The following is a 21,969-nucleotide window of genomic DNA, read 5'->3' on the forward strand; positions in this document are numbered from 1 at the left end:
TCACGGACACGCGGAGGGGGCGGCCCGCGGCGAGAACCGCGGGCCGCCCCCTCCGCGTACGTACGGAAAAACGCCAGGCGCACGGAGAAGCGCCGGGCGGGCGGCGGAGCACCGGGTGCGCGGAATGCGCCGGGCGAGGGCTCAGGCCGTGACGTGCAGGGCCGTGGTGCCGTCCTCGGCGGTGACGACGCGAACCTGCGTCAGGTCCCGCACGAGCACCGTCGGGTCGTGGGCGCCCGCGCGCGGGCCGACGCCCAGCACCCGCATCCCCGCCGCCCGGCCCGCCGCGATGCCCGCCCCGGAGTCCTCGAAGACGATGCAGTCCGACGCGTCGAAGCCCAGCTCGGCCGCGCCCTTGAGGAAGCCCTCCGGGTCCGGCTTGCTCGCGGAGACCAACTCGGCGGTGATCCGGGTGCGGGGCATCGGCAGCGCGGCGGCGCTCATCCGGGCCTGCGCCAGCTTCTCGTCGGCCGAGGTGACCAGGGCGTGCGGCAGGCGGGCCAGCGCCGCCATGAACTCGGGCGCGCCGGGGACCGGGACGACGCCCTCGGTGTCGGCGGTCTCCTTGGCCAGCATGGCCTTGTTGTCGGCGTGGTTCTGCTCCATGGGCCGGTCCGGGAGGAGAACCGCCATCGTCGCGTACCCCTGCCGTCCGTGGACGACCTTGAGCGCCTCGTCCGGGTCCAGGCCGTGGTCGAGCGCCCACTCGCGCCAGCAGCGCTCGACCACCGCGTCGGAGTTGACGAGCGTGCCGTCCATGTCCAGGAGGAGTGCCTTGAAGGGCAGAACGGTGGGCTGGGCGGGGGTGGCCGTCATGTACGGACTCCAGAGCGCTGGGGGCGGGCGCGCGGTGCCTGCGCGGGGCGCGGGCGCGCGGCGCGGAAAAAGAAAACAAGCGGTTCCGTCCACCGGTCAGGGTACGCGGACGGAACCACTTTGTTCTTACACGATACAAAAGAGGGCGGGCTCGCGCCACCCCGGCCCCCGTCGGCACGGCTACGGCGCGTCGGTCCTGGCCTCCAGGGCGGCGCGGGTGGCGGGGCCGTAGACGCCCTCGGGGTCGCCGTCGATGTCCTGGTAGCGCTGGAAGTTCGTCACGGCGTCCTCCACGCCGGAGTCGTAGCGGCCGTTCCGCGGGCCGAAGTAGAGCCACAGCTGGGACAGCCGGCCCTGGAGCTCCCGTACCTCGGGGCCCCGGGCACCTCTCGCGAGGGAAGCGGGCGGCGCCGCGTCCTCCGGCGGCTTCGCAGATGTCGACGCGGCAGGCGGCGGAGGGCTGGGGGCGTGCGACGGAGGTGCCGTGGGGGAGGCGGACAGCGGCGGTGTCGGCGTCGGCGTCGGAGTCGCGGAGCGGGACGCACTGGTCGGCGTGGGCAGGGCGCTGCGGGTCCGGACGACGGTCGCGGTCGTGGAGGGGGACACGGGCCCCGTCGGGGACGGGCCGGCGGCGGACTCGACGAGCAGCGTCGCCGCGGAACTGGGCGAGGCCGCGGGCAGGGCCCGGGTGGCGTCCGGGCCGCTGTCGAAGACACCCGCGGCGTAGGCGGCCCCGGCCGTCACGACCACGGCCGCGGCGGCCGCGAGGAGGACGGTACGGGTGCCGCGCCCGGAGCGGGCCCCGGACCTGCCGCCGGCGGCGTACGCGCCGGAGGCGGCGGGGGCCGCGGGGGCGTACGTGCCGGGACCGTCAGGGGGTCCGGCGTAGTACGTGCCGGGACCGTCTGGGGGTCCGGAGCCGTACGTGCTGGGACCGTCGGAGGCAGCGGGGGCGTACGCGCCGGGATCGTCGGAGGCGGCGGAGGGTGGCGGGGGGAACGGGCCGGGCCCCGGGGCGTACGGAGGGCGGGCCGCGCCGGTGCCCGCTTCGTCGAGGGGGACGTTCGGGTTTCCGGCGTGGTCCGTGCCCGCTTCGTGGCCGGGGGCGTACGGGCCTCCACCGGCGGCAACCGCGCGCAACGGCATCGTGTCCGCGGCGTCGGAAGCCCCGGAAGCCCCGGAAGCCCCGGACTCGTCGGGTGCCGGGGCGCGGGCCGCGGAGTCGTACGGGGTCGCCCGCCCGTGCGAGGTCGCCCGCCCGTGCGGGTCGCCCCGGCCCGCGTCGCCCAGCGGTATCGCCGGGCCCGCGGCATCCCGCGGTGGCGGCTCGTCCTGCGGGTGGGCCAGGTTGACGTAGGGGCGGATGCGGAGCGGGTTGAAGTCCTCCGCGTCGGCCAGGTCCGCCGTGCGCCCGGCGTGGTGTGCGTCGGCGGCGCGGCGGGCGCAGTCGCAGACGGGTCCGCCGGGGCCCGGTCTGTTTCCGTCCGGTGCCGCCCGCTCCGTACCGCATTCCGGACATGGGTGTCCGTTTTCCATGGCGTCCCCTCCCTCGAAACTGCCAGCGATTATGCAGACCCGGGAGCGGGGGCCCGACGGGCAGGGGCGGGGAGCGGGGCGTCAGTGTCCGGCAGGGGTCTCGACAGGGGCGAGGTCCTTGACGTACCAGTGCTCGGCGTACTGCGCCGCATTGTGCGCGGGGGCCTCGCGGTAGCCGTGCTTGACGTACAGGCCCCGCGCCTCCACCAGGTCGTTGCGGGTGTCGAGTTGGATACGCCGTACGCCGTACGCCCGTGCCGCCGCCTCGACGGCCTCCAGCAGCAGGCCGCCGCCGCCCGTACCGCGTGCCTCCGGACGGACGAACACCCTTGTCAGTTCGGCGAGTTCCTCGTCCACCAGGACCAGCCCCGCGCAGCCGGACGGCTTGCCCGCGTACCACCCCACGAAGAACGCGCCGGTCGGCGGGGCGAGCAGCTCGGTGCCGTCGTCGGTCAGCCCCTCGTCGATCTCCTGCTCGGTGGCCGCCCGGTTCCAGTAGCGGCTGGCGACCTCGTCGTAGTAGTCGCGGCGCAGGGCGGTCGCGTCGGGGGTGTCGGGCCGTTCGGCGGTGATGATCCAGGTCATGTCGCCTCTGTACAGGGTGCGGTGACCGTTTGGCCATCGCTTTACGGGCTACCCGATGGGCGAGAGGCCCTTGTCGGGCATGACGTACCGGGCCTCGCGCACCGGACCAAGTACCGGAAAGGCAGAACATGTCCACAGTCCTGATCATTGTGTTGATCGTGGTGGTCGTGATCGCCGTCGCAGCGGCCGTCGTCTTCCTCGGTCCCGGACGGGGCCGCGTGGGCGGCACGAGCCTGAAGCGGCGGTTCGGCCCCGAATACGAACGGGTGCTGGAGCGGCACGGCGGCGACAGCAAGGCCGCCGAGCACGAGCTGGCGGAACGGGTGAAGCGGCACGGCGACTTCCGGCCGCGCGAGCTGTCGCGCGAGCGCCACGAGACGTACGTCGCCCAATGGGCGGGCGTGCAGGAGCAGTTCGTCGACTCGCCGCAGAAGGCGGTCGCGGACGCCGACCGGCTGCTGTCCCGCGTCGCCGTCGACCGGGGCTACCCGGAGAGCGAGGGCGAGCAGCTGGACGCCCTGTCCGTGCACCACGCCGGCCACGTCGAAGGCTTCCGCAGGGTCCGGCGCGCGGCGCGCGGCGAGGGCGGCACGGAGGAGATGCGGGAGGCCGTCGTCGAGGCCCGTGCGCTCTTCGAGGAACTGGTCACCGAGCACGGCACCGGTCACGGAACGGGCCACGGAAAGCACGCCCACGACGGCGAGCGACACGCGGACGGACAGCACGGCGAGAAGCACGGCTCGAACCGGCCGCGCCTGATGGGGCGGCACGCCAAGGGGAGTGGAGTCTGACATGGCACGCCAAGGTGACGAAAGCAACGACGGCCGTCTCGGGGACGCGGGCGCGCAGCGCGCCGCAGCGCCCTCCGAGCGCGGAACCCAGGCGGACCCGGGCGCCCTGCACGACCCCGTGCAGGCCGAACGCACGCGCAGCGCACAGGAATACGGGGTGAGTGGCGCGGGCGCCTCGGACGAGGTGGGCCCACTGCGCCGACCGTCGGGCGGGCACGCCGGGACCACCGGAGGCGGCCTGGACGGCAGCGGCCAGGACCCGCGCGACCCCGCGACCGCCCGGAGCCTCGACACCGAGTCCGGCGTCGGCCGGGGCGCTGACACCGGCACCCTTCCGGGCGGCGGCCGGGACGCGGGCGCCGGTACCGCCGGGCCCGGGGGCGGAGCCCAGCTCCTCCCGCACGGTGAGCGCGACAAGCTGGGACTGCGCCTGCAACAGGCCGTCAACCAGTTCGTCGACGAGCCGCGGCGTGCGGTCGAGGAGGCCGACCACGTGCTGGAGGAGGCCACCCGCCACATCGCGGAAACCCTCGCCGAGCACCGCCGTTCGCTCCGCGGCGCCTGGGAGTCCAAGGACCGGGGAACGGAGACGGAGGAACTGCGGGTGGCCCTGCGCAAGTACCGCGAGGTGACGGAGCGCCTGTTGCAGATGTAGGAGTGCTCAGGCCGTCTTCGGGGCGGCCTGCTGGACCACCTCGAACGACCACACGGTGGAGCCGGAGGCGGCGGGTGCGGGACGCCCGCCGCCTTCCGCGCTGCCCGCACCCTGCTGGTGGGCGGCCTTCATCGGGCCCTCCATCCACGCCTGGAAGGACGCCTCGTCGCGCCAGCGCGTGTACACCAGGTACTGGTCGGTGCCCTCGACGGGCCGCAGCAGCTCGAACCACTCGAACCCGTCGGAACTCTCCACGGCCCCGGCCCGGGACGCGAACCGCTTCTCCAGGACCTCCCGCTGCTCGTCCGGCACGGTCAGGGCGTTGATCTTTACCACGCTAGGCACATGACACCTCTCAGAAAGTACAGGCCGGGCGCTGCACCTAGCTTTGATCACGTGCGAGCAGTCTCCTACATACGTCAGTCAAAGCGTCGTGAAGACGACTCCCAGGGTTCCCATCCTGCGTTCTGTTCGAGTGCGTTCGTGATCACTCGGGCACCCGTCGCGTGCGACTAGGAAAGTGGCTCTTGTGCCGTACCCCTGCCGGGGGCGGTCCTAGCCCGCTCACTGCTGTGCCCACCATGGGGCTCCGATGCTGCCCGCTGCGGTGACGAGCGAGACGAGCCATACGAGGACGCGTGGGAACAGCGAAGCGGCTAGCACTCCTGTTCCTTTGTGTCCTTCGGAGTGGGGTCCTGCCCGTGAGGCAGTGCGCTGCGAGCGATTGCCGCGAGGACGCACGCCGTCGCCCCATACACGACGGCGAGCTGCACGCGCACATCAACGTTCTCCATCCGCAAGTGCCATTTACCGAGGCGGAGTTCTACCTTGCTGCTGCTGGTGTGTTCCGCGTCAGCGAGGGAGGCGAGATCAGACATGGGGGCAGGACACATCATCCCGTGCGGTGCGTCAACTTCCCTCCCCCAGTACACCGAGAGGTACCCCCTGCCCCGCAAGCCCCGCCCCTCGTGCTCTGTCCCGGGGTGACGACCGACTTGGGCGAAGCCGACGACAAGCCTGTCCTCCGCACGCGCATTGACTTCTACTGCGGTATTGCCCTGTTCAGCGGCAAGGCAGCCGCACGCCTGACCAACGTTCTCAACGGCTGACACCCACACCACAGGGCCCCGTGCTCGTCACCCTCCGGGGCGAGCCGACTTCGCAGTTCACGGCCTATTGGATCGCCGTACTCAGGCACCCCGCTCAAATGCCTCAAGGCGTTGGTATGCCTCTCGCAGATCGGAGGCTTCCGGCAACTGCCGTGCCTCAGCTGCTGTCACTACTTCCAGTGCACGCCAGTGATTCGAGGGCACCACTCGACCGGAGAGAATTGCCCGCTGGGCTGCATTGCACGCTTCATCCAATCGGTTACCGGCGACCAGCGCCAGGGCCAGATCGATGTTCGCGGACGCGACACGACGCGGCCATTTTCCGACGTCTTCGGCCGGGGACAGTTTGGCGATCACTTCCCGTGCGTGCATTTCGGCGGAAGGATCCCCAATCCATGCCAGTGTCGTTGCTGTGTATGAGAGGGTCTTCCCAGTGTCGTACTCGTAGTGGTGTTCCCGACCCTTTCGGGGAACGAGTGAATTCGACATGAGTTGGACCTTTTCAATAGCTGCGTACGTCCCTTTCTGATCTCCTAGGCGTGCTCGTGCTCGTCCTTCCTGTGCCGTCGACTGGATAGCCGCAGAGCTACCGCCAGGTGCGAGCTGTTGCGCGACTAGAGACAGCTCCAACGCGCGACCGTAATCACCCTCCGTGAGAACGCGCCATGCGTCCGTTTCATAACACCACGCTTGGATCTCCGTGTGGTCGGCGTGCTGAGCAAGCGTTGCGGCCGTCTGCAATCGAGCGGTTGCGGCATCGTCCTGGTGCAGATCAATATGTAGTGTCGCGCCGAGAAGTTGGAACCATCCGCCGACGACAAACAGACGGCGTTGTTCGCCGAGCGTCATGCGCGCATTCATGAGATGTGCGACGTAGGAGGAATGCTTTCGAACGCGTTCCAAGAGATCTTGAGGTGGAGACACCGGGTATTTCATGGCCAGATCATCAAAGGCGTGTTCAAGCCTTTCGAGGGTGCCCTTTCCGACGTCGCTCGCCCCTACGCGGCGGGCGAGTTCCAGCGCTTCGAATTCATCGTCAGTGTTCGGTGTGGGAACAGTCATCCATGGATTGGACGGCAGTGCGGGCACGAGAGCGTCGGGGGTCAGCAGTAGGTCGAGTTCGGACGCCGTGACTCGCAACGCCTTAGCGATCTTGGGGCGCTGCCATGGTTGGGGGCCGGTTTCCCCGCTCTCCCAGCGCTGGACAGTCGAGCGGTCCACTCCGGCCGCTTCCGCGAACCGTTCTTGATTGAACCCGCACGCCTTGCGCCGTTCCGCGAACTTGCGCCGCCTGGTCGTCATGGTTGGCCCCTCTCCCTCCGGGTTCCGTTCGCCCAAGTCAGCCTAGCCAGTGCGGCCGATCTGAGGCCCGGATGAGGCGTAAGTGCGGCCTTTCTGCGGTGGTGTTGATCAAGCTTCGGCTCTTCGCTTGGGACATGTACGGAGGTACCCGATACCGGACGGCGAGAGGCGTCACATGCGTAGGTACGTGGTTGACCGCGAAGGCTTGATCGGCGAAATGGTGGACGAGGACGGCGCGGGCAACGTACGGCTTCGTCCACCCGGTGGGGGTGCTGAACGCGCTTGCTCCGCTGAGGAGCTGAGACCGCCGACGCCCGAGGAACTGGAGCGCGCGCGTACCTACGCCACTCCTGTACGGGAGGCGGTTCGGCCGTGACTCGTTCCGTGTTCCGGTATGTGCGGTACCGACTCGTCTCCCACCCGACGGGGGGTGTCACCATGACGGCCCGCTGTCTGGACCCTGAGTGTCTTTGGGACTTGACCCCGACGAGCGACCTTTCCGCCGGCGGAGAAGCGGTGATGCGGCACACGGCGGCTTCCCGTCACGCGATGTTCGCCCGGACGTACGAGGACGTGGCGTGCGTGGTGCTTGTCGACCGCGAGGAGCAAGAGCGGCGGGCGGAGACCAACCAGCGTGAGGGTGCTGCGGCTCGGGCACGCGAAATGTCCGAGGAGCGGCACGAACGGGCGGGCCAGTGAGGTTCGTGGCCGTGACGCTGTGGGTGCTGCTGTGGGCCGCTCTCGGTGTTGCTGCGGTCATAGCACGCACCCCCTAGATTCCCGGCCCCCGTCCGAGGGCCCCTCTCAGCGGGGACGGTCCGGGCGGGGGCTGGGGCAAGGTGTCCGCCCCGGTGATCGCTTTTGGTCGAGTGCGCCGGGGCGGACTGCACAACGCACGACGGCGCGGGGACCGACTCCCCGCACCTACGGCGAAAGGATGTGCAAGATGACTGCACTGCCTGAGTTCGCGTTCGTCAAGGCGCAGATGTGTCGGGACGCGCGGGTGGACAACTGCCCGGAGGTGGCGACCAACGTTCCCGGCGTCGTGGCGTTGCGGGACAGTGAGCGGCCGGACACCGTGGTCACGATGACTCCGGACCAGTGGGTCACGCTCGCGGACGCCATCAAGGCCGGAGAGTACGACCTGAGCGGCTGAAAGGCAGACCGATGGAGAAGTGCCCGCGCTGCAACGCTGAGTGCCTCACGGACCCGGACAGCGGGTTGCCGTGGTGCGCCGAGTGCGGGACCCACTTCGGGCTGACGCTGGCTGCCTGCCGGGGCTTGTGGTCGTTGCGCAACTCGGCGACCCGCGCCCCCGTCCGGCCACGGAAGCACTAGCCCATCAAACCGCCCCGGCCACCTGTCCATCCCGGCTCCCCGGACAGGTGGGCGGGGCTTCGCTACGACTCCGCTGTCTGCAACCAGAGTTGAGCCCCGCGAGCGGAGATCTATGTGAGTGACTTGACGCACTCCTTGATCTTCACGATGCTCATGCGTTCCATCCTGCCGTACGGGTCCCGCACCGCTCCCCGGCGGGCTCCCGCACGCGGGGCAGCGACGGTGCGTGCTCGGGGCCGGTACGCCCCGGGTGCGCTTAATGGGTGGCAGTCGGGGCGTACCGGCGGCTAGAACAGAGGCTCGTGATCGCAGCGGTACGGAGCAGGGTGGAGCAGGTCGTGACGGGTCGGGGCGTAGAGGCGTTCTTCAGGGACGGGCGGCTCACCTCCGTACCGCGCAAGCCGGGGCGGCGGGAGGAGTTGCTCGCGCACCTGACGCGGACGCTCTTCGCGGAGGGCCGTCCCTACACCGAGCGCGAGGTCAACGACACCCTCAGGACCGTGCACGAGGACTGTTCGGCGCTGCGCCGCTATCTCGTCGAGGGCGGCTTCCTGGCCCGTACGAGGGACGGCAGCAGCTACCACAGGGTGCACTGAGCCGAGGGCTGAGTCAGGGCGCGCGGGCCCCCGGGGCCGTGGCGGTGCGTGCGTCGCATCGTCTCGCCTCAGCGGCCTCAGCGGCCTCAGCGGCCTCGCCTCGGTCGCGGGCGCGGGCCGTCGCTCACCCCCTGGTGACCCGCAGTTCCTTGATTCCGTTGAGCCAGGCCGAGCGCAGCCGCCTCGGGTCGGCCGACAGCCGCAGGTCGGGCAGCGCGTCCGCGAGCGCTTCGAAGATCAGGTCGATCTCCAGCACGGCGAGGGACTTGCCCAGGCAGAAGTGCGGGCCGCCGCCGCCGAAACCCAGGTGCGGGTTGGGATCGCGGGTGATGTCGAACTTCTCCGGATCGGTGAAGACCTCCGGGTCGTGATTGGCGGAGGAGTAGAACAGCCCGACCCGCTGGCCCTCCTTGATGCGCTGTCCGCCCAGTTCCACGTCCCGGGTGGCGGTCCGCTGGAAGGACACCACCGGGGTCGCCCAGCGGACGATCTCCTCGGCGGCGGTCCGCGGGCGTTCCCTCTTGTACAGCTCCCACTGCGCGGGATGGGTGAGGAAGGCGTGCATGCCGTGGCTGATGGCGTTGCGGGTGGTCTCGTTGCCGGCCACGGCGAGGAGGATCACGAAGAAGCCGAACTCGTCGGAGCGCAGGTTTCCCTCGCCCTCCGCGGCGACCAGCTGCGACACGATGTCCCTGGCCGGGCACTCGGTGCGTGCCGCCGCCAGGTTCATCGCGTACGAGACGATCTCCATGGCCGCCTCCGTGCCGACCTCCTGGGTGACCGCGTACTCGGGGTCGTCGTACGCCGCCATCTTGTTGGACCAGTCGAAGAGCTTCGTGCGGTCCTCCTGCGGTACGCCGATCAGCTCGGCGATCGCCTGGAGCGGCAGCTCGACGGCGATGCGGGTGACGAAGTCGAAGCTGCCGTCGCCCTTCGCGTCCTTGTCGGCCTCGGCTACAGCCGCTTCGACGATGCGGTGCGCCCGCTCCCGCAGCGCGCCCTCCAGCGAGCGGACGGCGCGCGGGGTGAAGCCGCGCTGGACGATCTGGCGGACCCGGGTGTGTTCCGGGGGGTCCATGTTGAGCATGATCAGCCGCTGGGCCTCGATCTGGTCGCGGCCGATCGACTCGTTGAAACGGATGATCGCGGTGTGGGTGCGGGAGGAGAAGAGTTCGGGGTGCGTGGAGACGTACCGGACGTCCTCGTGCCGCGTCACCGCCCAGTAGCCCGCGTCGTCGAACCCCGCGACGCCGGGTGTCTGTGCGCACCACCACACGGGGGCGGTCCGCCGCATCGTCGCGAACTCCGGAAGGGGGACGCCCGCGTGGAGGACGTCCGGGTCGGTGAAGTCGAAGCCTTCGGGGAGCACGGGGCAGGGCATCGGCAAACTCCCTCTTCCGGTGCGTCTGACGAGCCATCAGAAGTCCTCCGCAAGGTAGTGACGAGTTCTACAAGTGGCAAGCCCCTTGCGCAGTAAGGCAGTTGTTCACGAAACTTGCGGGAGAACTAGAACGCGTACTAATTCCGGCGAGAAGAGGACGAGCTCATGGCCGCGGAACCCGTCATCGTCGAAGCCGTACGGACCCCCATCGGCAAGCGGGGTGGCTCGCTCGCCAACCTGCACCCCGCCTATCTGCTCGGCGAGACCTACCGCGAACTCCTGGGCCGCACCGGCATCCCCGCCGACTGCGTCGAGCAGGTCGTCGGCGGCACGGTCACGCACGCGGGCGAGCAGTCCATGAACCCGGTACGCAACGCCTGGCTCGCGATGGGGCTGCCGTACGAGACCGCCGCGACCACCGTGGACTGCCAGTGCGGATCCTCCCAGCAGGCCAACCACATGGTCGCGAACATGATCGCCGCCGGGGTCATCGACGTAGGGGTCGGCTGCGGCGTCGAGACGATGAGCCGGGTGCCACTGGGCAGCGGCTCCAAACACGGGCCGGGAAAGCCCTTCCCGGACGAGTGGAACGTGGATCTGCCCAACCAGTTCGAAGCGGCGGAGCGGATCGCCCGGCACCGCGGCCTGACCCGCGAACGGGTCGACGCGCTGGGCCTGTCGTCGCAGGAACGGGCGGCGGCGGCCTGGGCGGAGGAGCGCTTCAAGCGGGAGACGTTCGCGGTGCAGGTGCCGACGAACGAGGAGGAGCAGGCCGCGGGGCAGGGCATGTGGCGGCTCGTCGACCGCGACGAGGGGCTGCGCGACACGTCGATGGACGCGCTCGGCCGGCTGAAGCCCGTCATGCCGACCGCGGTGCACACGGCTGGCAACTCCTCGCAGATATCGGACGGCGCCGCCGCCCTGATGTGGGCGTCCAAGCGGATGGCGCGGGCGCTCAAGCTGAAGGCGCGGGCCCGGATCGTCGCCCAGGCCCTGGTCGGCTCGGACCCGCACTACCACCTGGACGGACCGATCGACGCGACGCGGGCGGTGCTCGGCAAGGCCGGCATGTCCCTCAAGGACATCGACCTGGTCGAGATCAACGAGGCCTTCGCCTCGGTGGTGCTGAGCTGGGCGCAGGTCTTCGAGCAGGACCTGGAGAAGGTGAACGTCAACGGCGGGGCCATCGCCCTGGGCCACCCGGTGGGTGCGACCGGTGCCCGGCTGATCACCACGGCACTGCACGAACTGGAGCGCAGGGACAAGGAGTTCGCCCTGATCACCATGTGCGCGGGCGGAGCCCTCGCCACCGCAACGATCATTCAGCGGCTCTGACCGCGCGGGTCGGGAACCCCGGTCACCGGGCCCGCCCCGCCCCGCGGCACGGCTCCGCGATGTCGACGGCACGGCTCACCGCGCGACGGCGGGAGCCGGTGCCGGGGCGGCGGAGACCGGGCCGTGCATCGGAATCGGTGCCGGGGCGGCGGAGACCGGGCCGTGCGTCGGAACCGATCCGGCCGGGCTCAGTACCAGCGGTGGGTCTGCCAGAAGTCCCACGCGTCGCACGGGCTGCCGTAGCGCGAGTTCATGTAGTCCAGACCCCACTCGATCTGGGTCTGCGGGTTGTCCTTCCAGTCCGAGCCGGCCGAGGACATCTTCGACGCGGGGAGCGCCTGGACCAGGCCGTACGCGCCGGAGGAGGCGTTGGTGGCGCGGTGGTTCCAGCCGGACTCGTGCGACACGATCTTGCTGAAGCACTGGTACTGGGCCGCGGGCATCATCCCCTTGGCCGTGTCCTGCGCCGAGGCGGCTGCCGCGGGGGTGGACGTACCGAGGACCGCGCCCGCCGCGCCCAGCAGGGCGGTGGCGCCGACCACGGCGGACTTCTGACGAGCGGAGAAACGGTTCAGGACAGCGAAGGACACGAAGGAAACCCAACGTCGGAGATCAGGACTGCCGCATCGGACCCGGAGAACCCGGGGAAGGAGCGCCACGGCGGAAAGCGGAGGCCGTCCGGCGCCTTGCGACTCACTCAGTGGAGCAGGCACGCCGCAGCCCCGCAAACACCCCTGGTACTAGTGGAGGCAGCGAGACGGGCAGAAGGCACCGCCTCGGGCGTTCGGGGAATGCGCAGGTCGCAGCGGGCGCGAGGGGGGTGGGCGACGAGCGCCCGCGGCTACGGCCCCGCTTAGTGGAGGACCAAGGTCCTATGACCCGACTCACCGCCACGGGGCCCCGCCGGGCACGGAACGGAACCGCCCGGTGACGGCCGGCGGCCCTGGGGCTACCGCGCGTCGGGTGTCCCGGGGGCTTGCGGCGCGTCCGTCCGTACGTCCTCGAAGGCGACCGGCGCCGCGAACGCCGCCCGGCGGGTGGCCCGGCGCAGCGCCTTCAGCAGGGCCGGGCCGACGGTCAGCGTCAGCACGACGGTCAGCACCGCGCGGCCCAGGTCCCAGCCGACCGAGGTGGCCAGGCAGTACGCGAGGAAGCGCACCAGGTTCTCGTGCACCGGGTCGCCCGGGACGAAGGACACGCCCGTGGAGAGCCCGCCGAGGTACGTCCAGCCCTGGAGGTTCATGACCGTGCCGTAGAAGAACGACGCACCGGCCCCGTACACCGCCAGCAGCACCAGCTCGCCCCGGCCGCGCAGCCGCTGCCAGCCCGGCAGCAGTCCCGCCCCCATCGTGAACCAGCCCATGGCCAGCATCTGGAACGGCATCCACGGCCCGACCCCGCCGGTGAGCAGGGCCGAGGCGAAGATCGTGACCGACCCGAGGACGAAGCCGAAGCCGGGCCCCAGCACCCGGCCGCTCAGCACCATCAGGAAGAACATCGGCTCCAGGCCGGCCGTCCCCGCCCCCAGCGGACGCAGCGCCGCGCCGACGGCGGCCAGCACCCCCAGCATGGCGACGGCCTTCGCGTCGAGCCCCGCGTCGGCGATCGTCGCCACCACCACCGCGACGAGCAGCGGCAGCAGCGCGGCGAACAGCCACGGCGCGTCCCGGGAGTGGGCGAGCCCGGCGGCGGAGTCGGCGAGCAGCGGCCAACCGAAGGCCATCACCCCGACAGCGCCGACCAGGACGAGCGCGGCCACCGACCGCGGTCCGAGCCGGACGGGGCGCGGCGCACGGGGCGCACGAGGAGCGCGGGCGGGGGAGCGCCGGGGCGATGCGGGAGCGGGGGCGGTCAGGGGCCGGTCCTGGTTCACGGGCGTACCTCCTCCAGCGCGTCCCGCACCTGGGCCACGGTCAGCCACTGCTGCGGGGCGAGCACCTTGGACACCTGCGGCGCGAAGGACGGCGAGGAGACGACCACCTCGGCGGTGGGGCCGTCCGCGACGACCTCGCCGTCCGCGAGGATCACCACCCGGTGCGCCAGCTCGGCGGCCAGCTCCACGTCGTGGGTGGCCAGGACGAGGGCGGTTCCGTCGGCCGCGAGCTCGCGCAGAATGCCGATCAGGCGGGACTTCGCCGCGTAGTCCAGGCCGCGCGTCGGCTCGTCGAGCAGCAGCAGCGGGGGCCGCCCGGTCAGGACGAGGGCGAGCGCGAGGGCCAGGCGCTGCCCCTCGGACAGGTCGCGGGGGTGCGTCGCGTCCGGCACGTCCGGGAGCAGGGCGCTCACCAGGGCACGGCAGGTGCCCGGTGCGGCGCCCGCGTCGTGGTCGGCGGCGGCGCACTCGGCGGCGACGGTGTCCGCGTACAGCAGGTCGCGCGGCTCCTGCGGGACGAGGCCCACGCGGCGCACCATCTCGCGCGGCGGCGTTCTGGCGGGAGCCCTCCCGCCGACCAGGACCCGTCCCGAGGAGGGGGCGTGCAGGCCGACGAGGGTGTTCAGCAGAGTGGACTTGCCTGCCCCGTTGCGGCCCATCAGGGCCACGGTCTCGCCGGGGCGCACGGTCAGGGAGACCCGGCGCAGGGCTTCGATCCGGCCCCGGCGCAGTGACAGCGCGTCCGTCTCGGCGACGGCGGGCGCGGCGGGCGGCGGGGTGACGGCCGCGGGGGTACGGCCGGTCAGCTCGGCGCGCAGTGCGGACGCCCGGCGGCGGGCGTCCCGTACCGACAGGGGCAGCGGCGACCACCCGGCCAGCCTGCCGAGCCCCACCACGGGCGGATGCACGGGCGAGAGGGCCATCACCTCGGCGGGCTCGCCCAGGACCGGGGCGAGGCCGGGACCGGGCAGCAGGAGGACCTGGTCGGCGTACTGCACGACCCGCTCCAGGCGGTGTTCGGCCATCAGCACGGTCGTGCCCAGGTCGTGCACCAGGCGTTGCAGCACCGCCAGGACCTCCTCGGCGGCGGCCGGGTCCAGGGCGGACGTCGGTTCGTCCAGGACCAGGACCCTGGGGTGCGGGGTGAGTACGGACCCGATGGCGACGCGCTGCTGCTGGCCGCCCGACAGGGTGGCGATCGGGCGGTCGCGGAGGTCGGCGAGGCCCAGCAGGTCGAGGGTCTCCTCGACGCGCCGCCGCATCACGTCCGGGGCCACGCCCAGCGACTCCATGCCGTAGGCCAGCTCGTCCTCGACGGTGTCGGTGACGAAGTGGGACAGCGGGTCCTGGCCGACGGTGCCGACCACGTCCGCCAGCTCGCGCGGCTTGTGGGTGCGGGTGTCGCGGCCGTCGACGGTGACCCGGCCGCTCAGTACGCCCCCGGTGAAGTGCGGGACGAGCCCGGACACCGCCCCCAGGAGCGTGGACTTGCCCACGCCCGACGGGCCGACGAGCAGCACCAGCTCCCCCTCGGGGACGGTCAGGTCGACGTCCTGGAGGGCGGGCGCACCGGCGCCCTCGTACCGGACGGACACGTTCTCGAACCGGATCACTTCACGTTCCCTGGGGGGAGGAGCTGGGAGGAGCGGAGGGCGTAGCGGGTACGGGGGCGACGAACGCGGGCAGCAGCCCGACCAGCACGGACAGCGCGGGCCACACCGGGAACTCCGGCACCACCAGCGGCAGCACCCCCGGATGCAGAGCGGCGGGGTCGTGGGAACCCGCCCGGATCATCAGCCCCGCCACGGCCGCCCCGGACCCGGCGACCAGCCAGGCCCGCGCGCCCCACCGGTCCGGCCGGTAGCGGGTGCGCACACTGCGCAGCCCGCCGAGCCGCAGCCCGCCCATCGCGGCGACCAGCCCGATCAGCAGCACCCACAGCCCGTACCCGGCGCCCTCGGCCGCGAGCAGACCGTACGTGCCGGCGCAGACGCCCAGCAGACCGCCCAGCGTCAGGGCCGTGGTGACATGCCGTACGGCGGGCGGGACCCGGGCGGTCCGCCCGTACCCCCGCGCGTCCATCGACGCGGCCAGCGCCACCGACCGCTCCAGCGCGCCTTCCAGAACCGGCAGCCCGATCTGGAGCAGCGCCCGCACCCCGCCCGTCGGCCGCCCGCGCAACCGCCGCGCGGTCCGCAGCCGTACGACGTCGGACACCATGTTCGGCGCGAAGGTCATCGCCACGACCACCGCCACCCCCGCCTCGTACAGGGCGCCGGGCAGCGACTTCAGGAGGCGTGCCGGGTTGGCGAGCGCGTTGGCCGCGCCCACGCAGATCAGCAGGGTGGCCAGCTTCAGCCCGTCGTACAGGGCGAAGACCAGCTGCTCGGCGGTCACCTTCCCGCCGACGCGCACCCCCTTCGCCCAGTCCGGAAGCGGCACCTCCGGCAGGGTGAACAGCACGTGCTGCCCCGGGATGGGTGAACCCAGGAACACCGAGAACACCAGCCGGATCACCAGCACCATCAGGCCGAGCTTGACGAACGCCCCGTACGACCGGGCCCAGGGGGCGTCGGTGCGGCGGGCGGCCACCACGTAACCCGCCACCCCCACCAGCAGCCCGAGCAGCAGCGGGTTGGTGGTCCGGGACGCGGCGGTGGCCAGCCCCAGGGCCCACAGCCACCACGCTCCGGCGTGCAGCGCGTTGCTGCGCCCGGCGGCGGGGGCGCGCAGCGTGAAGGCACCCGGACGCCTCGGGCCGCGCTCCCTCATCCCCGGCGGCGGCGCGACTGCCACACGGCGGCCGCGCCGAGGGCTAGGACGGCGGCGAGACCGACGAGCACACCGGCGGACGGGCCCCCGCTCTCGTCGTCGGAGGCGGAAACGGAAGGAGTGGCGGCGGACGTCGGGGCCGAGGCACCGGGAGAGGCGCCGGCGGAGTCGCCGCTCCCCGACACCTGGTCCGCGCAACCCGTCCGCGGGTATCCGGTGATCGCGCACAGCAGTGCCGAGCTGTCGTACCGCAGCGGCCCGGCGACCTGCGCCAGCAACTCCGCGGTCGTCGCGTCCGTCCCGGCCTGCGCACATACGGAACGGGCCGGAGGCGGGGTCTCACCTTCCGGAGCGTCCTGGGGCGTGCCGAAGTCGAGTACGAGAGCGACGCGCTTGGTCCTGTCCTTCGTCGGCGTCTTCGCGCACACGGCTTCGAAGTCGGCGTTCCCGCGAGGCTTGGCGGCGTCCTGGGAATTCTGGCTCACCGCGAAGCGGAACCCCTGGACGGCGCCGTCGGCCGGGGTCGTGGTCGCCGCGCCCTGAGTCGCGTACGTCCACGCCCGGCCGGCCGCGTCGCGCTCCCAGAAAGACCAGTACCGGTAACCGCCGTCCGCGTGCGCCGCCGGGGCGGCCGGGCCGAGGAGGCAGAGCAGCACGCCCACCACCGTTGCCGGCAGCGCCGCGGAGCCCGTCCGGCGGGTCGTTGTCACAGCTGCTTGTTCTTCTTGTTGCGCATGCTGATCAGCAGGCCCGCGCCCACGCTGGCCACGAACGCCGCACCGATGACCCACCAGGCCGTGGACGAACCGCCGTCCGCCTTCTTCTCCGCGTCGTCCTTGTTCTCCGCGCCGTCCGCGGCCTTCTCCCCGCGGGGGGCGGGCCCGGTCGCGTTCAGCTCCCTGACCAGGTCCGTGCCGCCGAAGGCCGAGGGGTCCATGCCGGTGGCGTGCGCGGCGAAGATCAGCTGCGCGTACGCGGCGGGGCCGCTCGCCTTCGCCCACGGGGCGGAGTTCTTGGCCAGCCAGTCGGCGGACTTCTGCGCGGCGTCCTTGTGCCCGTCGGCGGCGAGGGCGACCACGGCGTCGGCGGTGTTGCCGACGTCGGGCTTGTCGGTGGCCTCGGAGCCCGGCATCGGGGGCGCCTTGAGGAAGCCGCCGTTCTCGTCCATCGTCCGGGCGAGGTAGGCGGAGCCGGCCGACGCGGCGGTCCGCGGGTCGGCGATGCCCTCCTTGCAGCCCGGCGCGGCCTCGATCGGCCGGTTCTTCTCCTTGGGCACGTCGATGACGAACCCGCCGCGCCCGGCCGCCGCGGTCACCACGGCGGCGGTCGCGTCCGCGTTCGGCGCGAGCTTGCCGTCCTTGTCGGGCTGGAAGCCGAACGCACCCTGGTTCCCGGGCTTGCCGTCGCAGTTCACCTGGAACCCCAGCAGTGCCTGGAGCGGCGACTTCCCGTCCTTGCCCTTCACGTCCGCGGGCTTCTCACCGACCGCCTGCAGGGCTCCGATCACGATCGACGTGGAGTTGGCGTCGCTCGGGGACCCCGGCCAGGACGGCCATCCGCCGTCCGCGTTCTGTACGGACTTCAGCCAGCCGACGGCCTTCGTCACCGTGGCGTCCTGCCCGCCCAGCGCCTTCAGCGCCTGCACGGCGGCGGCCGTCATGTTGGTGTCGAGTTGCGTCTTGGCGTCGCACGGAGTGCCCGGCTCGGGCCGGAAGGCGGGGAAACCGCCGTTGTCGCACTGCTGGCCCGTCAACCAGTCCACGGCCTTCGCTGCGGGCTCGACCCCGACCCGGTCCTGCGCGAGCAGCGCCAGCGACTGCCGGAAGACTCCGTCGAACGTGGGGTCGCCCTTCCCGTACAGCCCGGAGGGGATGGCGACGGGCGTGGGGGTCGGTGCGGCGGAGGCGCCCGGGGCGGCCACCGCGCCGAGCACGACGGTGACGGCGAGCGCTGCGGCGCTGCGACGGAGGGTGATCATGCCCGCATTCTACCGACCGGTACCGGGGTGGGCCCGCCCGCCGCCGGGCCGCCCACCGGCCCGGACGCGCGCCACGGAGCACTCCTTGCCGCTCACACGGCGGTGTACGTGACGGGGTCGCTGCCCGGCACCGCCTCCGCGTGGCCGAGTCTCACCATGCGCCGCAGATGGGCCTCCGCCTCCGAGACGGCGATGTTCCGCGAGGCGTACGGGATCTGCTCCCAGGGCCGGTTCCACTCCATGCGGGTGGCGAGCTGCCACGGGGTGAGGGGGACGGCGAGGAGGGCGCGCAGGCCGGCGAGGCGGGTTTCGTGGTGGGCGAGGAGTGCGGCGACGCGTGCGCGGGCACCGGTGAAGGCGTGCTGATGCGCGGGAAGGACCTCCGCGACGCCGAGGCGGGCGACACGCTCCAGAGAAACGAGGTAGTCGCCGAGGGGGTCCCCCCTGCTCGAACGAAGTTGAGAGCTTGGGGGAGGGTCCCCCCTGCTCGAACGCAGCTGAAAGCTTGGGGGAGGGTCCCCCCTGCTCGAACGGAGTTGAGAGCTTGGGGGAGCGGTCCCAGCGGTCCCTCTGCTCGAACGGACAGGGGGGTCCGCAGGAGCGGTGGGGGACGCGCTGTTTCCGGGATCCTCGGGGTCCTCGTACAGGCCGATGTGCGGGGAGATGTCGGGGAGGAGGTGGTCGCCGGAGAAGAGGCGGCCGTTGCCGGGAAGGCTGCCGGGGTGCTCCTCCTCCAGGTGCAGGCAGACGTGGCCGGGAGTGTGGCCGGGCGTCCACACGGCCCGCAGCCTGCGGCCGGCGAGGGGCAGCAGTTCGCCGGGGGCGATGTCCCGGTCGGGCAGGGCCGCGTGCAGACCGGGCAGGGTGAGCGTCCGGCCGGACGCGCGGGCCGCGTGGAGCGGGGCGAGGTGGTCCTCGGGAGCCCCGGCGGCGGTGAGCTTGGCGACGAGGTAATCGAGCCAGGCACCCGGTTCGGTGCTGCGGGTTCGGCGCACCACCTGGGCGTCGGCGGCGTGCATCGCGATCCACGCCCCGGAGGCGTCCCTGACCTGCCCGGAAAGGCCGTGATGGTCGGGATGGTGGTGGGTCACGAGGACGCCGTGCACGTCCTCGACGCGTACGCCGAGGGCGGCCAGGCCCGCGGTCAGCGTGTTCCAGGCGGTGGGGTCGTCCCAGCCGGTGTCGATCAGGACCGGGCCCCGGTCGGTGTCCAGGAGGTGGACGAGGGTGTGCCCGAGAGGGTTGTCGGGGATCGGAACCTCGATGCTCCAGACGCCGCCGCCGTGGTCGATCACCCCGGGCGAGCCGTCCGGGGCCAATCCCGTACCGGGCGTCTGTGTCATGGCTCCCCCAACTGTGCCGCGTCGTACGGGACTTGCCTTGCGGCCACTATAACTAGAACGGGTTCCAGTGGGCGTCGGGGCCGGATGGGCCTCCGACCCCGAGGGAACTCAGGGGCGTGATGAGGGTCGGGCCGTGGCTTTCCCCGATGAGCCGGACGTAGGCACGAAGACAGGGTCGGGACATGACAAACACAGCAAGCACGGGAAGCACGACGGCCGCAGCGGGCGGCGTCCGCATGGGGAGCGGGAAGTCGGAAGCGGGGGGTGACCTTACGGTGAGCACCACGGCCGCGACGGGCGGCGGCCACACGGCAAGCGCGAAGTCCGCAACGGGCAGCGTCCGCACGGCAAGCGCAACCGACGGGGACGAGACGCGTGCGGTCCCCGCCTCGCCGCTCCCGCCCACTGCCCCCGCCGCTCCCGGCCGCCTCACCCGTACCGCTCTCGTCGCGGGCCCTCTCGCGCTCGTCGCGTACGGCGCCATCCGGCTCCTCAGTGAGCGCGGCGTGCCGAGCGCGGGCTGGACCGCCGGTCACCTCGCCATGCTGGCCGGCGTGCTGCTCTTCGTGCCGGTGATGCTGCACCTGTACCGGGCCGCCCCCGCCGGCAGGCGTGTTCCGGCCGTCGTCGCCCTCGTCGTCGGGCTCCTGGGCCTGCTCGCCACCGCGGCGCAGGCCGTGATCGACCTGGTGGCCGGGTTCACGGCCGACGACCGGCCCGCCATGGTGGAGATCTTCCAGCAGGTCAAGTCGGTGCCCGGGGTCGAGCCCGTCGTCTACGGCATCGTTCCCCCGCTGTTCTTCCTCGGCCTGACCGCCCTGACCGGCCTGGCCGCCACCTCCGTACGCACCCGTGTGCTCACGGTCGGTGCGATGGTCCTCGGTGCGGTACTGATGGCCGTGAACCTCGACTTCCTCTCCCTCGGCGGTCTCTGCCTGCTCCTCGGCCTGGTGCCGTTCCTGCTCCGCGGTCGCGCCGGGACCCTTCCCCGTACCCACTGAAACTGGTATCAGTTCGGGGTACGGGTCAACTGACGCAACGTCAGCACACGTGTGCCGAAACGAACTTGCGGGAGGCGGCGGCCATGACCGAGCTTGTGGAGCACCGACAGCTGTACGTGGGCGGCACCTTGACCGAGCCCTTCGGGACCGCGTCCATCGAGGTCGTCTCGCCGCACACCGAGCAGGTCATCGGCCGGGTCCCGCACGCGAACGAGGCGGACGTCGACCGTGCGGTGGCCGCCGCCCGTCGCGCCTTCGACGACGGGCCCTGGCCCCGGACCTCGCTGGACGAGCGGATCGCGGTCGTCACCCGCATCAAGGACGCTATCGCCACCCGGCACGAGGAACTCGCCCGCGTGATCACCTCCGAGAACGGCACCCCGTACACCGCGAGCGTGATGATGCAGGCGCTCGCCGCGATGATGGTCTGGGACGCGGCGATCAAGGTCGCGCGGGAGGTCCCGTTCGAGACGAGCCGTACGGGGGTCCTCGGCGATCTGCTGATCCGGCGCGAACCGGTCGGGGTCGTCGCGGCCGTGGTCCCGTGGAACGTCCCGCAGTTCACCGCCGCCGCCAAGCTGGCTCCCGCCCTGCTCGCCGGCTGCACGGCCGTCCTGAAGGTGTCTCCGGAAACTCCCCTCGACTCCTACGTCCTCGGCGAGATCTGCGCCGAGGCGGGTCTCCCGGAAGGGGTCCTCTCGATTCTCCCCGCCGACCGGGAGGTCAGCGAGTACCTGGTCGGCCACCCGGACGTCGACAAGGTCTCCTTCACCGGCTCCGTCGCGGCCGGCAGGCGCGTCATGGAGGTCGCCTCCCGCAACCTCACCCGCGTCACCCTCGAACTCGGCGGCAAGTCGGCCGCGGTCATCCTCGCGGACGCCGACCTGGAGAGCACCGTCGCGGGCATCACGCCCTTCGCCTGGATGCTCAACGGCCAGGCTTGCGTCGCCCAGTCCCGCATCCTCGCCCCGCGTGCCCGCTACGACGAGTTCGCCGAGGCCTTCGCCGCGGCCGCGGGCGCGCTCAGGGTCGGCGACCCGATGGACCCGGCGACCGAGGTCGGTCCGCTGGTCGCCCGCCGCCAGCAGCAGCGCTCCCTCGACTACATCCGGATCGGCCAGGAGGAGGGCGCCAAGATCCTCGCGGGCGGTGGCCGCCCGGCCGCCCAGGAGACCGGCTGGTACGTCGAGCCGACCCTGTTCGGCAACGTCGACAACGGCATGCGCATCGCCCGCGAGGAGATCTTCGGCCCGGTGATCTGCCTGCTCCCGTACGAGGACGAGCAGGACGCGATCCGCATAGCCAACGACTCCGAGTACGGCCTGAGCGGCAGCGTCTGGACGGCGGACACGGAACACGGCGTCGACCTCGCCCGGCAGGTCCGCACCGGCACGTACTCCGTCAACACCTTCAGCATGGACATGATGGGGCCGTTCGGCGGCTACAAGAACTCCGGACTGGGCCGCGAGTTCGGCCCCGAGGGCTACGGCGAGTTCCTGGAGCACAAGATGATCCACCTCCCGGCCGGCTACCAGGCCGGGCCCGAGGGGGCGTGAGC

22 protein-coding genes are annotated in these 21,969 nt (G+C 71.9%); 9 read left to right on the forward strand and 13 right to left on the reverse strand.

Going from position 1 to position 21,969, the window contains the following annotated elements:
- Positions 1-141 precede the first annotated feature (141 nt).
- The 3 genes from ACQPZG_RS24470 to ACQPZG_RS24480 all read right to left on the reverse strand — a co-directional run bounded on the left by ACQPZG_RS24470 (position 142) and on the right by ACQPZG_RS24480 (position 2,937).
- The gene (locus ACQPZG_RS24470; RefSeq protein WP_433547868.1) at positions 142-816 is read right to left on the reverse strand and encodes an HAD-IA family hydrolase; all 675 of its coding nucleotides are present in this window, start codon (positions 814-816) and stop codon (positions 142-144) included.
- Between the two features lie 180 nt (positions 817-996).
- A complete protein-coding gene (locus ACQPZG_RS24475) occupies positions 997-2,352 on the reverse strand; it encodes a peptidoglycan-binding protein (RefSeq protein WP_433547869.1) in 1,356 nt (451 codons plus the stop codon).
- Positions 2,353-2,433: 81 nt separating this feature from the next.
- Positions 2,434-2,937, reverse strand: coding sequence for a GNAT family N-acetyltransferase (locus tag ACQPZG_RS24480; RefSeq protein WP_433547870.1), 504 nt, complete (start codon positions 2,935-2,937; stop codon positions 2,434-2,436).
- A gap of 128 nt (positions 2,938-3,065) precedes the next feature.
- Between ACQPZG_RS24480 and ACQPZG_RS24485 the strand changes: the two genes are divergently transcribed.
- Together ACQPZG_RS24485 and ACQPZG_RS24490 are read left to right on the forward strand one after the other, a co-directional pair.
- Positions 3,066-3,728 (forward strand): hypothetical protein, encoded by a 663-nt coding sequence (locus tag ACQPZG_RS24485; RefSeq protein ID WP_433547871.1) that lies wholly within the window; start codon positions 3,066-3,068, stop codon positions 3,726-3,728.
- Between the two features lies 1 nt (position 3,729).
- Positions 3,730-4,383: a hypothetical protein gene (locus tag ACQPZG_RS24490; RefSeq protein ID WP_433547872.1), complete on the forward strand. Its 654-nt coding sequence runs from the start codon at positions 3,730-3,732 to the stop codon at positions 4,381-4,383.
- Positions 4,384-4,389: 6 nt separating this feature from the next.
- On the opposite strand, the gene ACQPZG_RS24495 is transcribed toward ACQPZG_RS24490, so the two are convergent.
- The gene (locus ACQPZG_RS24495) at positions 4,390-4,728 is read right to left on the reverse strand and encodes an antibiotic biosynthesis monooxygenase family protein (RefSeq protein WP_433547873.1); all 339 of its coding nucleotides are present in this window, start codon (positions 4,726-4,728) and stop codon (positions 4,390-4,392) included.
- A gap of 638 nt (positions 4,729-5,366) precedes the next feature.
- On the opposite strand from ACQPZG_RS24495, the gene ACQPZG_RS24500 reads away from it, so the two are divergent.
- On the forward strand, positions 5,367-5,492 hold the full coding sequence (locus ACQPZG_RS24500) for a hypothetical protein (protein WP_433547874.1): 126 nt from the start codon (positions 5,367-5,369) through the stop codon (positions 5,490-5,492).
- Positions 5,493-5,573: 81 nt separating this feature from the next.
- Here the strand turns inward: ACQPZG_RS24500 and ACQPZG_RS24505 are convergent, their stop codons facing one another.
- Positions 5,574-6,794, reverse strand: a complete 1,221-nt coding sequence (locus ACQPZG_RS24505) for a helix-turn-helix domain-containing protein (RefSeq protein ID WP_433547875.1) — start codon at positions 6,792-6,794, stop codon at positions 5,574-5,576.
- Positions 6,795-7,271: 477 nt separating this feature from the next.
- Between ACQPZG_RS24505 and ACQPZG_RS24510 the strand changes: the two genes are divergently transcribed.
- From ACQPZG_RS24510 to ACQPZG_RS24520, 3 genes are all read left to right on the forward strand, one after another.
- Positions 7,272-7,493, forward strand: coding sequence for a hypothetical protein (locus ACQPZG_RS24510; protein WP_433547876.1), 222 nt, complete (start codon positions 7,272-7,274; stop codon positions 7,491-7,493).
- Positions 7,494-7,740: 247 nt separating this feature from the next.
- Positions 7,741-7,950, forward strand: coding sequence for a DUF397 domain-containing protein (locus ACQPZG_RS24515; protein ID WP_433547877.1), 210 nt, complete (start codon positions 7,741-7,743; stop codon positions 7,948-7,950).
- 487 nt (positions 7,951-8,437) lie between these two features.
- Positions 8,438-8,728: a DUF2087 domain-containing protein gene (locus ACQPZG_RS24520; protein WP_433549529.1), complete on the forward strand. Its 291-nt coding sequence runs from the start codon at positions 8,438-8,440 to the stop codon at positions 8,726-8,728.
- Between the two features lie 124 nt (positions 8,729-8,852).
- Here ACQPZG_RS24520 and ACQPZG_RS24525 read toward each other — a convergent pair whose 3' ends face one another.
- On the reverse strand, positions 8,853-10,109 hold the full coding sequence (locus tag ACQPZG_RS24525; RefSeq protein ID WP_433547878.1) for a cytochrome P450: 1,257 nt from the start codon (positions 10,107-10,109) through the stop codon (positions 8,853-8,855).
- A 165-nt stretch (positions 10,110-10,274) separates the two neighbouring features.
- Between ACQPZG_RS24525 and ACQPZG_RS24530 the strand changes: the two genes are divergently transcribed.
- Positions 10,275-11,444: a steroid 3-ketoacyl-CoA thiolase gene (locus ACQPZG_RS24530; protein ID WP_433547879.1), complete on the forward strand. Its 1,170-nt coding sequence runs from the start codon at positions 10,275-10,277 to the stop codon at positions 11,442-11,444.
- A gap of 188 nt (positions 11,445-11,632) precedes the next feature.
- On the opposite strand, the gene ACQPZG_RS24535 is transcribed toward ACQPZG_RS24530, so the two are convergent.
- The 7 genes from ACQPZG_RS24535 to ACQPZG_RS24565 form a co-directional block, all read right to left on the reverse strand.
- Positions 11,633-12,034 (reverse strand): transglycosylase SLT domain-containing protein, encoded by a 402-nt coding sequence (locus ACQPZG_RS24535; RefSeq protein ID WP_433547880.1) that lies wholly within the window; start codon positions 12,032-12,034, stop codon positions 11,633-11,635.
- 359 nt (positions 12,035-12,393) lie between these two features.
- The gene (locus tag ACQPZG_RS24540; protein WP_433549530.1) at positions 12,394-13,299 is read right to left on the reverse strand and encodes an ECF transporter S component; all 906 of its coding nucleotides are present in this window, start codon (positions 13,297-13,299) and stop codon (positions 12,394-12,396) included.
- Positions 13,300-13,313: 14 nt separating this feature from the next.
- The gene (locus ACQPZG_RS24545) at positions 13,314-14,930 is read right to left on the reverse strand and encodes an ABC transporter ATP-binding protein (protein WP_433547881.1); all 1,617 of its coding nucleotides are present in this window, start codon (positions 14,928-14,930) and stop codon (positions 13,314-13,316) included.
- 1 nt (position 14,931) lies between these two features.
- The gene (locus ACQPZG_RS24550; RefSeq protein WP_433547882.1) at positions 14,932-16,089 is read right to left on the reverse strand and encodes an energy-coupling factor transporter transmembrane component T; all 1,158 of its coding nucleotides are present in this window, start codon (positions 16,087-16,089) and stop codon (positions 14,932-14,934) included.
- Positions 16,086-16,799: an SCO2322 family protein gene (locus ACQPZG_RS24555; protein ID WP_433547883.1), complete on the reverse strand. Its 714-nt coding sequence runs from the start codon at positions 16,797-16,799 to the stop codon at positions 16,086-16,088. The genes ACQPZG_RS24550 and ACQPZG_RS24555 overlap by 4 nt, the downstream gene beginning before the upstream one ends.
- On the reverse strand, positions 16,796-18,067 hold the full coding sequence (locus tag ACQPZG_RS24560) for a prenyltransferase/squalene oxidase repeat-containing protein (protein ID WP_433547884.1): 1,272 nt from the start codon (positions 18,065-18,067) through the stop codon (positions 16,796-16,798). The genes ACQPZG_RS24555 and ACQPZG_RS24560 overlap by 4 nt, the downstream gene beginning before the upstream one ends.
- 92 nt (positions 18,068-18,159) lie before the next feature.
- Positions 18,160-19,410 (reverse strand): MBL fold metallo-hydrolase, encoded by a 1,251-nt coding sequence (locus ACQPZG_RS24565; RefSeq protein WP_433547885.1) that lies wholly within the window; start codon positions 19,408-19,410, stop codon positions 18,160-18,162.
- Between the two features lie 275 nt (positions 19,411-19,685).
- Between ACQPZG_RS24565 and ACQPZG_RS24570 the strand changes: the two genes are divergently transcribed.
- Together ACQPZG_RS24570 and ACQPZG_RS24575 are read left to right on the forward strand one after the other, a co-directional pair.
- Entirely contained in the window at positions 19,686-20,411 is a 726-nt protein-coding gene (locus ACQPZG_RS24570; RefSeq protein WP_433547886.1) for a hypothetical protein, read from the forward strand.
- A gap of 83 nt (positions 20,412-20,494) precedes the next feature.
- Complete coding sequence (locus ACQPZG_RS24575) at positions 20,495-21,967, forward strand: aldehyde dehydrogenase (RefSeq protein WP_433547887.1); 1,473 nt, start codon at positions 20,495-20,497, stop codon at positions 21,965-21,967.
- The last annotated feature ends 2 nt before the right edge of the window (positions 21,968-21,969 follow it).

The sequence above is a fragment of the Streptomyces sp. CA-294286 genome (assembly GCF_050947155.1).
Taxonomy (GTDB): Bacteria; Actinomycetota; Actinomycetes; order Streptomycetales; family Streptomycetaceae; genus Streptomyces.